The following is a 13,026-nucleotide window of genomic DNA, read 5'->3' as shown; positions in this document are numbered from 1 at the left end:
TGCAAACCTCAGAGCCTCTGCTGTTTGCACCATTGCACAGGTAAACCCGACGTCTTAGTTCGAGTCTGGACCGTAGATGTCGAAGTTGAAGTACTTCTTCTCGATTTCCTGGTACTTGCCGTTGGCGCGGATGGCGTCGATGGCCTTGTTGATGCGCTCGCGGTTGGCGTCGTCGCCCTTGCGTACGGCAATGCCGATACCGTCACCGAAGTACTTGGCGTCGGTGAAGGCCGGGCCTACGAAGGCAAAGCCCTTGCCGGCGTCGGTTTTCAGGAAACCGTCTTCCAGCAGGGTGGCGTCAGCCACGGTGCCATCGAGGCGACCGGCTGCCACGTCCAGGTAGATTTCGTTCTGGGTGCCGTAAGGCACGACGGTGGCACCTTTGGCGCCCAGCACTTCCTTGGCGAAGCGGTCGTGGATCGAGCCGCGCTGTACGCCGATCTTCTTGCCCTTGAGTTCGTCCAGGCTGTCGCTGACGGTGGTCCCTTCCTTCATGACCAGGCGCGCCGGCGTCAGGTAGTAGCGCTTGGTGAAGTCGACCGACTTCTTGCGGTCTTCGGTGATCGACATCGACGACAGGATGGCGTCGATCTTGCGCACCTTCAGCGCCGGAATCAGGCCATCGAATTCTTGCTCGACCCAGGTGCACTTGGCCTTCATCTCTTCGCACAAGGCGTTGCCGATGTCGTAGTCGAAGCCAGCGATGCTGCCGTCGGGCTGTTTGAAGGCGAAAGGTGGGTAGGCGGCTTCGATGCCGATTTTCAACGGCTTTTCATCGGCCTGCGACACCAGGGAAAACACGGACAGCGCCAGGGCGCCAAGCAGTGCAAGCTTCTTCATCAGGTAACTCCATCGGTACGGGGCAATACAAGGCAGATCACGGCTGCCCGATATGCGAATGAGTACAACGCGAGCCGCGCAGGGTTCGACCAAGGCCGCATACCACGAGCGAGTGTGTGGCATTCTAACGACAGCCCGGTAGTCGATATTTCTTCAAAGCGACAACTACTTATAGAAGCGCCTGAAACCGCCGCGGGCGATGTTGACAGCATTTGCAAAATATGCAAAAGCGCAAGAAATAGAACCTATAGAACTAGCAATTCCTGGGCCTATTATTGGCAAAGCCTCGAATTACGGCAAGTGGGGCGAGCGGCACGGCTGCAAATGCCATGAAGCTGCACTGGAATGGGCCGGTTTTGTTTCCCCGCGCCCCGCCATTGTGCGGCACCGGTGACACAACGGTTACCGATGATTGTCGGGTAACAGTAAAGCAAAAACCCCGCCGGTTGCCCGGGCAGGGTTTCTGTAGGAGCGGCCTTGCGTCGCGATGGGTCGCAAAGCGGCCCCTGCCATTCAGCGCACCCGCGGGGCCGCCATCAGGCCGAAGCCAGGCTCATCGCCTTATGGGTATCGATCAGGTGCTGCACCACCCCCGGGTCGGCCAGGGTAGAGATATCGCCCAGCGCATCGTACTCACCGGTGGCAATCTTGCGCAGGATGCGGCGCATGATCTTGCCGGAGCGGGTCTTGGGCAACCCAGGCGCCCACTGGATCACATCCGGGGAAGCGATAGGGCCGATCTCCTTGCGCACCCAGTTCTTCAATTCCAGGCGCAACTGCTCGCTGGCCTCGACACCCGCATTGAGGGTGACATACACGTAAATGCCCTGTCCCTTGATGTCGTGCGGCACACCCACCACTGCAGCTTCGGCCACCTTGGCGTGCGCCACCATGGCACTCTCGATCTCGGCCGTGCCCATGCGGTGGCCCGACACGTTGAGCACGTCATCCACGCGCCCGGTGATCCAGTAGTAACCGTCCTCGTCCCGGCGCGCGCCGTCGCCGGTGAAGTACATGCCGCGGAAGGTCTTGAAATAGGTATCCACGAAACGGTCGTGGTCGCCATACAGCGAACGCGACTGGCCAGGCCAGGAATCGAGGATCACCAGGTTGCCCTCGGCCGCACCGTCGATCAGGTTGCCCAGGTTGTCCACCAGTGCCGGCACCACGCCGAAGAACGGCCGGGTTGCAGACCCTGGTTTCAGGCCGGTGGCACCCGGCAGCGGGCTGATCAGGATGCCGCCAGTTTCAGTCTGCCACCAGGTGTCGACGATCGGGCAGCGCTCCTTGCCCACGGCCTTGTAGTACCAGCTCCACGCTTCCGGGTTGATCGGCTCGCCCACCGACCCCAGCAGGCGCAGGCTGGAGCCATCTGCCCCGGCTACAGCGGCCTGCCCTTCGGCCATCATGGCGCGGATGGCGGTTGGTGCGGTGTAGAGGATGTTGACCTTGTGCTTGTCGATGATCTTCGACACCCGGGTGATGTCCGGGTAGTTCGGCACGCCCTCGAACAGCAAGGTGGTGGCACCGTTGGCCAGCGGGCCGTAGACGATATAGCTGTGGCCAGTGACCCAGCCCACGTCCGCGGTGCACCAGTACACCTCACCGGGGCGGTAGTCGAACACGCGCTCATGGGTCAGCGCGGCATACACCAGGTAACCGCCCGTGGTGTGCAGCACCCCTTTGGGCTTGCCGGTGGAACCCGAGGTGTACAGGATGAACAGCGCCTCTTCGGCGCCCATTTCTTTCGGCGCGCAATGGCTGGAAGCAACCTTCATCAGGTCTTCGTACCAGATGTCGCGGTGCTGGTGCCAGGCGATGTCGCCACCGGTGCGCTTGCACACGATGATTTTCTGCACGCTGTTGGTTTCAGGGTTGGTCAACGCCAGGTCGACGTTGGCCTTGAGTGGGGTACGACGACCACCGCGCAGGCCCTCGTCGGCAGTGATCACCACCTTGGACTTGCAGTCGATGATCCGGCCGGCCAGCGCTTCGGGCGAGAAGCCGCCGAACACCACCGAATGGATCGCCCCGATGCGTGCACAGGCCAGCATGGCGACCACGGCTTCGGGGATCATCGGCATGTAGATGGTGACCACGTCACCACGGTGCACGTCCTGGCCACGCAGGGCGTTGGCAAACTTGCAGACCTGCTCGTGCAGTTCGCGGTAGGTAATGTTGCGGTGCTCGGAAGGGTCGTCACCTTCCCAGATGATCGCCAGCTGGTCACCGCGCTCTTCCAGGTGACGGTCCAGGCAGTTGGAGGAAACGTTCAGAGTGCCGTCGGCGAACCATTTGATATCGACGTGGTGGTCGTCGAACGAGGTCTGCTTGACCTTGGTGAACGGCTTGATCCAGTCGATACGCTGGGCCTGCTCGCGCCAGAAGCCGTCCGGGTTGATCACCGATTGCTGGTACATGGCCTTGTAAGTGGCCTCGTCGGTCAGCGTAGTGGCCGCAACCTCGGGACGAACGGGATACAGTGGAGCCGCACTCATCTGTGTTACCTCGGTGTAATAGTTGTTTTTGTATGGGACCGTTTGTAACTGTACCAGAGCAACAAAAGCCATTCGACGTTGGTAGTAATTTGGTACGGCCGTACCGGCAGAAGGCTCTGGCGCAAGCCTTACAGCTTGCCTGGCATGCCGCTGAACGCACGGACCGATGGATTGTTACAGATTCTGTTAAAAGACTTTATCAAAACACCCTCTGTTTCGGCCCGGGTGGCGGCCATAAAATTCACTTGGCCAGCAACGGCAAGGCGATTAACAACTGGTAACAGCCCCCACGAAGGCACACGTTGATCTCCCTTTATCTGGTTAGTTGAAACTTGATGTACACGCGGCGCCACAAGCGCCGCGCGCCCCCTCACGACCTTAGACAGGTATATTTGAAATGAAAGCTTTACTGGTATTGGTACTGGGTAGTCTTTGCGGCGCGGCACTGGCCGATGAAGCCAAAGATGCCGAGCAGATTCCGGTTGAACAATACAGTTACTCTCAGCACCTGGACATTGCCCGCGTCATTTCCATGAGCGAAGTGCCCAATGTGTGCGAAGTCGTGCCAGCGCGCATGACCTACGAGGACTCCCAAGGGCAGAAGCATATCCTCGAATACCGCGTGATGGGGAACGGCTGCTCTAACGGGTGAAGACCTTGAATCGGGGCCCTGCGGGGCCCCTTCGCGACACAATACCTGTAACTTTAAAGCAGTGCCAAAGTTGTTGCCCGCCCCTAATCGCCCGACTTGTTAAGTGAATAATCTCTCAACTTGTTGGCAATGGTGGTATGTGAAACACCCAATCTTTTTCCCAGTGCCCGGCTACTGGAAAACTCGCCCATCAAACTTTCCAGCACCGCTTTTTCAAAGCGCCCGACGATCTGCGAAAGATCCCCTTCCAGCGAAAAATCACCCAGCGGTTGGCGCACGCCATAATCCGGCAAACGAATATGTTCGCTCTTGACCACGCCGCCTTCGCATAATGAAACCGCCTGGAACAAAACGTTCTCCAACTGCCTTACATTACCCGGCCAATGATACTGCCCAAGTTTGTCCATGGCTGCCGGCGCCAAGCGTGGCAAGGCGCAGCCGATCTGCCGGCTGGCCTGATCAATAAAATGCTGCACCAGCCCTTCCAGGCCATCCATGCACTCGCGCAAAGGCGGAATGTGCAGCGACAACACGTTGAGGCGGTGATACAAGTCCTGGCGGAATTCACCACGGGCACACAATTCGGACAAGTCCACCTGGGTGGCGCAGATCACCCGTACATCCAGGTATACCTCTTCATCGCTGCCGACCCGGCGGAAGCACCCGTCCTGCAGGAAGCGCAGGAGCTTGACCTGCAGGCGCGGGCTCATCTCCCCCACCCCGTCAAGGAACAAGGTGCCCCCCGCAGTCAGTTCCAGTAACCCAAGCTTGCCCTCGGCCCGCGCCCCTTCGAATGCCCCCGGGCCATAGCCGAACAGCTCGGTCTCGGCCATCGACTCTGGCAACCCGGCACAGTTGAGTGCCATCAATGGCGACTGCCCGCGCGGGCTGGCCAGGTGGCACGCCCGCGCCAGCAGCTCCTTGCCGGTGCCGGTCTCGCCCTCGATCAGCAACGGCGCATCCAGCGGCGCCATGCGCCGCGCTTCACGCACCACGGCTGCCATCACCCGCGAACTCTGGAAGATGCTGTCGAAACCCCGCAACTCCTGCTTGCGCACATTGTAGATGCGCTCGCCAATGCGGTCGGCACGGTGCAGGGTAAGCACGGCACCGGCCAGCGCCTCGCTCTCGTCATGCTCGGACTGCAGCGGCGCGATATCGGCCAGGAACACATCACCCTTGACCTGGATGCGCAGGCCGTTGATACGCGACTTGTTCGCCCGCACCAGCTCGGGCAAGTCGAAATCTTCGACGTAGCGGGCCAATGGCATGCCCGGCACCTCGTCCACGCGTACCCCCAACAGCTGCGCTGCGGCACGGTTGGCCGCAACGATGCTGCCGGCCATGTCTACCGACAGCACCGGGAAGTCCAAGGCCCCCAGTAGCGCATTCAGCTCCATGTGCCGGCGCTCGCTGGGCATCAGCCCCACGCGCTTTACGCCGAACACCCCGGCAATGGCCTCGAACTTCGGGCGCAGGGCCTGGAACTGCAAATTGACCAGGTTCGGGCAGTGCAGGTAGATGGCATTGCCATGGTCACCCCCCACCTCGCCGCGCAGCACGTTGATGCCGTACTCGACCAGCAGGTTGAGGATGTCCCGCAGGATGCCAATGCGATTCTGGCAGTGCACTTTGATACGCATAAGGGCTCTCGCAACGCCGATGTTTTTCAACACAGCGCAGAAAATTCGTAAAGATAAGCTGACAAAATCCGAACAAACGCCAGCCGAATACGGCGTATTTTCCGCGCTCTCATGAAATTTGTAAAATTTTCGTTACGATCTTCCCCCCGCGAGGCATTTCAACGCAGCCAGGCCCCCGTGCAAAGCGGTGAGCAAAAGCCTAATGCTTGGGTATGTGCCGTACATAACAAGAAAGCCCTCACCAGGAGAGCCCTATGAAACAGACGCACTACGTGGCCCGCGAGCCCGATGCGCATGGTTTTATCGATTATCCCCAGCAAGAGCACGCTGTGTGGAATACCCTGATCACCCGCCAGCTGAAGGTGATCGAAGGCCGCGCGTGCCAGGAGTACCTCGACGGTATCGAGCAACTCAACCTACCCCATGAGCGCATTCCGCAGCTGGGTGAAATCAACAAGGTGCTGGGCGCCACCACCGGTTGGCAGGTGGCCCGGGTACCTGCCCTGATCCCCTTCCAGACCTTTTTCGAGCTGCTGGCCAGCAAGCGCTTCCCGGTCGCGACCTTCATTCGCACCCCGCAGGAGTTGGACTACCTGCAGGAACCAGACATCTTCCACGAGATCTTTGGCCACTGCCCGCTGCTGACCAACCCCTGGTTCGCTGAATTCACCCACACCTATGGCAAGCTGGGCCTGGCCGCGACCAAGGAACAACGGGTGTACCTGGCCCGCCTGTACTGGATGACCATCGAATTCGGCCTGATGGAAACCGCCCAAGGCTGCAAAATCTACGGTGGCGGCATTCTTTCATCGCCCAAAGAGACCGTATATTGCTTGTCTGGTGAACCCGAGCACCAGGCCTTCGACCCCGTCGAAGCCATGCGTACACCGTACCGCATCGACATCCTGCAGCCCCTGTACTTCGTGCTGCCGAACATGAAGCGCCTGTTCGACCTGGCCCACGAGGACATCATGGGCATGGTCCACACCGCCATGCAGCTGGGCCTGCATGCGCCTAAATTTCCACCCAAGGTTGCTGCCTGAGCGACCTTGCCGATAACAACTCGAAGCGGAAACTATTCCATGAATGCCTTGAACCAAGCCCACTGCGAAGCCTGCCGCGCCGACGCGCCGAAAGTCACCGACGAAGAGCTGGCAGAACTGATTCGCGAGATCCCGGACTGGAACATCGAAGTACGTGACGGCCATATGGAGCTGGAGCGCGTCTTCCTGTTCAAGAACTTCAAGCACGCCTTGGCGTTCACCAATGCCGTTGGCGAAATCGCCGAAGCCGAAGGCCACCACCCCGGGCTGCTGACCGAGTGGGGCAAGGTGACCGTGACCTGGTGGAGCCACTCGATCAAGGGCCTGCACCGCAACGACTTCATCATGTGTGCGCGCACCGACAAGGTGGCGGAATCGGCTGAAGGCCGCAAGTAAAGCCGCGACTGCCCCACTGACACCGGCAAGGCCGGTGCCCTGCGCCACCCCTGCCTGGCGGGCGAACGCGCCACAAAGCCGCCGTTTTTCGGCCAGATGTTGTGCGCTGTTCGCCCGCAAACCCGACCGGCGAGCGGGAAAAAAACCAAACTGTCATCCAGACTTGTGTATCCTGCCCCAGCTTTGTAAAGCTTCAAACGCGCCTGGCGCAGACTTTTCACTCACACTTGCGAGGAACGACGAGATGCATGAGATCCCGAATCTTCCCTTCCCAAGCCTGAACCCAGAAGAGCCAACCGTGACCGCCCACGCCGAACCGGCAGCTGCCGTCGAGCAGGATGGTGACGATCAATCCAGCGCTGACCAGGACTAACTGCGCATCCCCGACTGTGTGAAAACGGCTGACCTGCGGGCCACCCCCGTCAGCACGTTTTCACACCGTCCAGAACCCATGTAGGCCCTCATGCCCGACTCACCCCGCCCCCTTGCGGTCACCCTGCAAGTCGTCTCCATCGTTCTGTTCACCTTCATTGGCTACCTGAACATCGGCATTCCGCTGGCCGTACTGCCCGGCTACGTACACAACGACCTGGGTTTCAGTACCGTCGTCGCCGGCCTGGTGATCAGCGTGCAGTACCTGGCGACCCTGCTCAGCCGCCCTGCCGCCAGCCGCATCATCGACAACCATGGCAGCAAGAAAGCCGTGATCTACGGCCTTGCCGGCTGCGGCATCAGCGGCGTGTTCATGCTGGCCTGCGCCTTCCTGACCCACCTGCCCGGGTGGAGCCTGGCCTGCCTGCTGGCTGGCCGACTGGTGCTGGGCAGCGCCGAAAGCCTGGTGGGTTCGGGCTCGATAGGCTGGGGCATCGGCCGGGTCGGGGCTGCCAACACGGCCAAAGTGATTTCCTGGAACGGCATTGCCAGCTACGGCGCCTTGGCCATCGGTGCGCCGCTGGGCGTACTGATGGTCAAGGGCCTTGGGCTGTGGAGCATGGGCCTGAGCATCATCCTGCTGTGCGCGGTCGGCCTGCTGCTGGCCTGGCCCAAACAGGCTGCGCCCATCGTCCATGGCGTGCGCCTGCCGTTCCTGAGCGTGCTGGGCAAAGTCTTCCCGCATGGCTCGGGGCTGGCCCTGGGCTCGATCGGCTTTGGCACCATCGCCACCTTCATCACCCTGTATTACGCCAGCCAGGGCTGGGCCAATGCCGCACTGACACTGAGCCTGTTCGGTGCCAGCTTCATCAGTGCTCGCCTGCTGTTCGGCAACATGATCAACCGGATTGGCGGGTTTCGCGTGGCCATTGCCTGCCTTGCGGTAGAAACGCTGGGGCTGCTGATGCTGTGGTTGGCGCCCAGCGCGGAGCTGGCGCTGGCCGGGGCAGCACTGAGCGGGTTTGGCTTTTCGCTGGTATTCCCGGCGCTGGGCGTCGAGGCAGTGAACCAGGTCTCGGCGGCCAACCGCGGGGCGGCGGTGGGGGCGTATTCGCTGTTCATCGACTTGTCGCTGGGGGTAACCGGGCCTCTGGTGGGCGCAGTGGCGGCCGGGTTCGGGTTTGCCTCGATGTTTCTGTTTGCCGCCGCCGCTGCGGCCTGTGGGCTGCTGCTGAGCCTGTATCTGTATCGGCAGGCTCAACAGGCCCGGGCGCGGTAAAACGACGCCGCGCTGGGCTGCAAGGCAGCCCGCACCGCTGAAGGTCAGCGCTGGGCGTACTGCAACACCACTTCCAGCGGGTGGCGCATCTGGCGTTCGGTCATGCGCTTGACCTGGCTGCGGCACGAATACCCGGTAGCCAAAGGTTCGCCCTCCTTGTCCAGCTTGGTGGCCCAGCTTTGCTCGAAGATGGTCCGCGAGGTTTCCTGGTTGCGCGCCTCATGCCCATAGGTACCGGACATACCGCAGCAGCCAGTGGCCTCGGTCACCAGCTTCAGCCCCAAACGGGCAAACACCTGCTCCCATTGGCGGGTACTGGCCGGCACATTGGTCTTCTCGGTGCAGTGCGCCATCAGGCGGAAGTTGCCCGGCGCGGTCGGTGCCTGTTCGGGCAGCACATTCATCAGCCATTCCTGCGGCAGCAGCACCTGCGGGCAACCGTCCATGCCCGGCACCTTCTGGTACTCCTGGCGGTACACCAGGGTCATGGCCGGGTCCAGGCCCACCAGCGGCACGCCGCAATCGGCCAGGGCCTTGAGCTGGCTGGCATTGCGGATCGCCGCCTTGGCGAATGCACCGAGGAACCCCTGCACATGCAGCGGCTTGCCGTTGGCGCTATACGGCGCCAGGAACACCCGGTGGCCGAGGCGGTTGGCCAGGTCGATGAACGCCGAAAGCAACGGCGTTTCGAAGTAACGGGTGAAGGCATCCTGCACCAGCACGATGCTGCGCTCGCGCTGGGCCGGGGTCAATTCGCGCAGCGCCGGCACCGTGGCCACGCCAACACGGCAGCGGGTCAGGGTGGCCTGGAAGTTGAAGCGGCTGATCAATGGGCTGTCGACCATGCCGACCTTTTCGGCCAGCAGCCTGCTCACCCATTTCGACCCCATCACCGCGTTGTACAGCCCCGGTGCGTGTGCCAGGTAGGGGATGGTGAACTCCAGCGAGCCGATCAGGTAGTCGCGCAAGGGGCGCTGATAACGGCCGTGGTACAACTCCAGAAAGCGCGAGCGGAAGTCCGGCACGTTGACCTTGATCGGGCACTGCCCAGCGCAGGATTTGCACGCCAGGCAACCGGCCATGGCGTCATACACCTCATGGGAGAAGTCGGCCTGGCCCTGGTTGCGTGCGCGGTTGTTGCGCAGGCGCGCCGGCAGGCCCTTGAGCCACGAGACCTTGTTACGCGCCGCAGCCAGCACGTCGATGTTCGCTTCGCCCTGCAGGCGCAGCCATTCGCGCATCAGCGAGGCACGACCCTTGGGCGAGTGCTGGCGCTCACGGGTGGCTTTCCATGAGGGGCACATGGCGTCGTTGGGGTCGTAGTTGTAGCAGGCACCGTTGCCGTTGCAGTGCACGGCGCTGCCGAAGTCTTGCCAGACCCGTTCGTCGATGCTGCGGTCCAGGTCGCCGCGCAGGGTCACGCCATCGACCTTGGTCAGGCCTTCGGCGCTGTCGGGCGGCGTGCAGATCTTGCCCGGGTTCAGCTGGTTATGCGGGTCGAAGGCGCCCTTCAGGCGCTGCAGTGCTGGGTACAGTTCGCCGAAATACTCCGGCACGTACTCCGAACGCAGGCCCTTGCCATGCTCGCCCCACAACAGGCCGCCATAGCGTTTGGTCAGTGCCGCCACCGCATCGGAAATCGGCTTGACCAGCGCGGCCTGGGCCGGGTCTTTCATGTCCAGCGCGGGGCGTACGTGCAGCACGCCGGCATCCACGTGGCCGAACATGCCGTAGGCCAGGCCGTAACCATCGAGCAAGGCCCGGAAATCGGCGATGTAGTCGGCCAGTTGCTCCGGCGGCACCGCGGTGTCCTCGACGAAAGGTTGCGGGCGCACCTCGCCCTCGACGTTACCCAGCAGGCCCACCGAGCGCTTGCGCATGGTGTAGACACGGGTGACGGCCTCGGAACCCTCGGCCAGCGTGTGGCCCAGGCGCTCGACACTGGTGTCGCTCTGCAGGTGCTGGAGGAACGCCTGCACCTTGGCATTGACCTGCGCCGGCTCGTCCCCGCAGAACTCCACCAGGTTGATGCCCAAGGTCGGCCGCTCGGGGTCGGCCGGGAAGTATTCGGCAACGCTGTGCCAGACGATATCCTTCATCGCCAGCATGAGCACCTTGGAGTCCACGGTTTCGATGGACAGCGGCTTGTGCGCCATCAGCGCATTGGCGTCGCGCAGGGCATCCATGAAGCTGGTGTAGCGCACATTGACCAGTACCGCGTACTTGGGGATCGGCAGCACATTGAGCTTGGCTTCGACCACATACCCAAGCGAGCCCTCGGCACCGCACAGCACGCTATTGAGATTGAAACGGCCCTGTTCGTCGCGCAGGTGCGCCAGGTCGTAGCCGGTCAGGCAGCGGTTGAGCTTGGGGAAGGTGCGCTCGATCAGGTCGCCCTGGGTTTGCTGGATGTCCCGCGCCATGCGGTACACCTCGCCCACCCGGCCAGGCGCGGCACAGGCCTGCTCCAGCGCGGCCTCATCGATCGGCAGGCTGTGCAGGCGCTCGCCACCGAGCAGCACGCTGTGCAACTCCAGTACGTGGTCGCGGGTTTTGCCATAAGTACAGCTGCCCTGGCCGCTGGCGTCGGTGTTGATCATGCCGCCGACGGTGGCGCGGTTGGACGTGGACAGCTCAGGGGCGAAGAACAGCCCGTACGGCTTGAGCGCAGCATTGAGCTGGTCCTTCACGGTGCCGGCCTGCACCCGCACCCAGCGCTCCTCGACATTGATTTCGAGGATGTTGTTCATGTGCCGCGACAGGTCGACGACAATGCCATCGGTCAGCGACTGGCCGTTGGTGCCGGTGCCCCCGCCGCGCGGGGTGAGCTTGACGTGCCGAAAGCGTGCTTCGGCCATCAGCGTGGCCACGCGCGCCACATCGTCGGCATCCAGCGGGAACACCGCAGCCTGCGGCAGGCGCTGATAGATCGAGTTGTCGGTGGCCAACACCGTGCGGGTCGCGTAGTCGGCGCTGATCTGGCCACGGAAGCCGCTGTTGCGCAGGGCTTCGAGGAATTCTGGGTAGTTGGCACTGGGTGCAACGGTTGGCAGCTGGGCGATCATCGAAGGATGGCCTCTTGATATTGGCTATTCACGGGATTCCTGTCGCCCCGGCATGGGTCAAACCAGGCGGGGGTGACGTATAAGCCAATGTTCCTGTAGTTTGCGCTCAGGGGCAAACGGATAATCCTGCCGCTATCAATGACTTTTATGAATGAATTACCGCCACCTGACTCCGTCCATGTCGCTGCTGCTGGCATTCGAGGCCGCCGCCCGGCATGAAAGCTACACCCGCGCCGCTGCCGAACTGTCACTGACCCAGAGCGCGGTCAGCCGGCAGGTGCAGGCACTGGAACAACAACTGGGCCTGACCCTGTTCCGCCGTGAAGGGCGCCAGGTGCAACTGACCGATGTCGGCCGGCTGTACCAGGGCGAGCTCAGCGAGGCGCTGGGGCGCATCCGCAGCGCCACTCTGCAAGCGCTGGCTTACCAGTCCGGGGTCGGCACCTTGCGCCTGGCCACCCTGCCCACCTTCGGCTCCAAATGGCTGTTGCCGCGCTTGCATGCGTTCTACAGCGCGCACCCAGGCATGCTGGTGCACATTCACTCACGCATCGAAGCCATTAATTTCGAAACCAGCGAGATCGATGCCGCCATTGGCGTGGCCAGCCACGACCTGCCCGGGCTGGTCTGCCATCGCCTGCATGCCGAGGAACTGGTGGTGATCGTACCGCCGCAGGCCAGCGCCGACCGCCAGGGCTGGAGCCCCGCCAGCATCAGCGAAGAGGTGCTGCTGAACGTGGCCAACAACCCGCATGCCTGGGGCGAGTGGTTTTCCCACCATGGCCTGCCGCACCGGGCGATGCGCCTGGGGCCGAGTTTCGAGCTCACCTCGCACCTGATCCAGGCCGTGCGCGCCGGGATCGGCATCGGGCTGGTACCGCGCATTCTCGTGGAAGAAGAACTGGCCAAGGGTGAACTGCACAGCCCCGGAACAGCTTTTGCCAGCCAGCGCAGTTACTACCTGATCTACCCGCCGAGGAATGAGGCATTACCGTCGTTGCGGGCGTTCAGGGGGTGGTTGCTGGAGCAGATCTGAGTCCTGCCTCGACCGCATAGGCCCCAAGCCCTGTGCAGTACCTGTAGGAGATTCTATGGTTTCTGGCAAGGGTAGCCGGAGCATCTTCAGCGCCTGTGAGATCGAGCGCCGCCCGCGCGGCGCAATCGCGAGCTGCGCTCGCTCCTACGTTTGTTTCGGGCCAGTAACGCCTGTGACAGGCGCGCGCGGCCGCCTTGTTTGT

Annotated in this window: 10 protein-coding genes; 6 read left to right on the top strand and 4 right to left on the bottom strand. The window is 62.2% G+C overall.

Annotated elements, in window-relative coordinates:
* Positions 1-54: 54 nt before the first annotated feature.
* Both B3361_RS16665 and acs read right to left on the bottom strand, forming a co-directional pair.
* Positions 55-840: an ABC transporter substrate-binding protein gene (locus tag B3361_RS16665; RefSeq protein ID WP_009681488.1), complete on the bottom strand. Its 786-nt coding sequence runs from the start codon at positions 838-840 to the stop codon at positions 55-57.
* A gap of 536 nt (positions 841-1,376) precedes the next feature.
* On the bottom strand, positions 1,377-3,338 hold the full coding sequence (acs, locus tag B3361_RS16660; RefSeq protein WP_009681489.1) for an acetate--CoA ligase: 1,962 nt from the start codon (positions 3,336-3,338) through the stop codon (positions 1,377-1,379).
* A gap of 397 nt (positions 3,339-3,735) precedes the next feature.
* On the opposite strand from acs, the gene B3361_RS16655 reads away from it, so the two are divergent.
* Positions 3,736-3,990 (top strand): DUF2790 domain-containing protein, encoded by a 255-nt coding sequence (locus tag B3361_RS16655; RefSeq protein ID WP_009681490.1) that lies wholly within the window; start codon positions 3,736-3,738, stop codon positions 3,988-3,990.
* A gap of 83 nt (positions 3,991-4,073) precedes the next feature.
* Here the strand turns inward: B3361_RS16655 and B3361_RS16650 are convergent, their stop codons facing one another.
* Positions 4,074-5,633 (bottom strand): sigma-54-dependent transcriptional regulator, encoded by a 1,560-nt coding sequence (locus tag B3361_RS16650; protein ID WP_054904771.1) that lies wholly within the window; start codon positions 5,631-5,633, stop codon positions 4,074-4,076.
* Positions 5,634-5,887: 254 nt separating this feature from the next.
* On the opposite strand from B3361_RS16650, the gene phhA reads away from it, so the two are divergent.
* The 4 genes from phhA (at position 5,888) to B3361_RS16630 (ending at position 8,723) form a co-directional block, all read left to right on the top strand.
* The gene (gene phhA / locus B3361_RS16645) at positions 5,888-6,676 is read left to right on the top strand and encodes a phenylalanine 4-monooxygenase (RefSeq protein WP_009681492.1); all 789 of its coding nucleotides are present in this window, start codon (positions 5,888-5,890) and stop codon (positions 6,674-6,676) included.
* A gap of 39 nt (positions 6,677-6,715) precedes the next feature.
* Complete coding sequence (locus B3361_RS16640; RefSeq protein ID WP_009681493.1) at positions 6,716-7,072, top strand: 4a-hydroxytetrahydrobiopterin dehydratase; 357 nt, start codon at positions 6,716-6,718, stop codon at positions 7,070-7,072.
* 244 nt (positions 7,073-7,316) lie between these two features.
* A complete protein-coding gene (locus B3361_RS16635; RefSeq protein ID WP_009681494.1) occupies positions 7,317-7,445 on the top strand; it encodes a hypothetical protein in 129 nt (42 codons plus the stop codon).
* 90 nt (positions 7,446-7,535) lie between these two features.
* Positions 7,536-8,723, top strand: a complete 1,188-nt coding sequence (locus tag B3361_RS16630; protein WP_054904770.1) for an MFS transporter — start codon at positions 7,536-7,538, stop codon at positions 8,721-8,723.
* 44 nt (positions 8,724-8,767) lie between these two features.
* Here the strand turns inward: B3361_RS16630 and ydiJ are convergent, their stop codons facing one another.
* The gene (gene ydiJ / locus B3361_RS16625) at positions 8,768-11,788 is read right to left on the bottom strand and encodes a D-2-hydroxyglutarate dehydrogenase YdiJ (RefSeq protein WP_009681496.1); all 3,021 of its coding nucleotides are present in this window, start codon (positions 11,786-11,788) and stop codon (positions 8,768-8,770) included.
* A 151-nt stretch (positions 11,789-11,939) separates the two neighbouring features.
* Here ydiJ and B3361_RS16620 point away from each other — a divergent pair, with 151 nt between their 5' ends.
* A complete protein-coding gene (locus tag B3361_RS16620) occupies positions 11,940-12,824 on the top strand; it encodes a LysR substrate-binding domain-containing protein (RefSeq protein ID WP_009681497.1) in 885 nt (294 codons plus the stop codon).
* The last annotated feature ends 202 nt before the right edge of the window (positions 12,825-13,026 follow it).

The sequence above is a fragment of the Pseudomonas sp. UBA6699 genome, from assembly GCF_002454615.1.
Classification (GTDB): Bacteria; Pseudomonadota; Gammaproteobacteria; order Pseudomonadales; family Pseudomonadaceae; genus Aquipseudomonas; species Aquipseudomonas juntendi.
This window is presented reverse-complemented; position numbering and strand designations above follow the sequence as displayed.

Coding starts and splice junctions, on each gene's coding strand:
- B3361_RS16665 (WP_009681488.1), bottom strand. CDS start 840: ATGAAGAAGCTTGCACTGCTTGGCGCCCTGGCGCTGTCCGTGTTTTCC.
- acs (WP_009681489.1), bottom strand. CDS start 3,338: ATGAGTGCGGCTCCACTGTATCCCGTTCGTCCCGAGGTTGCGGCCACT.
- B3361_RS16655 (WP_009681490.1), top strand. CDS start 3,736: ATGAAAGCTTTACTGGTATTGGTACTGGGTAGTCTTTGCGGCGCGGCA.
- B3361_RS16650 (WP_054904771.1), bottom strand. CDS start 5,633: ATGCGTATCAAAGTGCACTGCCAGAATCGCATTGGCATCCTGCGGGAC.
- phhA (WP_009681492.1), top strand. CDS start 5,888: ATGAAACAGACGCACTACGTGGCCCGCGAGCCCGATGCGCATGGTTTT.
- B3361_RS16640 (WP_009681493.1), top strand. CDS start 6,716: ATGAATGCCTTGAACCAAGCCCACTGCGAAGCCTGCCGCGCCGACGCG.
- B3361_RS16635 (WP_009681494.1), top strand. CDS start 7,317: ATGCATGAGATCCCGAATCTTCCCTTCCCAAGCCTGAACCCAGAAGAG.
- B3361_RS16630 (WP_054904770.1), top strand. CDS start 7,536: ATGCCCGACTCACCCCGCCCCCTTGCGGTCACCCTGCAAGTCGTCTCC.
- ydiJ (WP_009681496.1), bottom strand. CDS start 11,788: ATGATCGCCCAGCTGCCAACCGTTGCACCCAGTGCCAACTACCCAGAA.
- B3361_RS16620 (WP_009681497.1), top strand. CDS start 11,940: ATGAATTACCGCCACCTGACTCCGTCCATGTCGCTGCTGCTGGCATTC.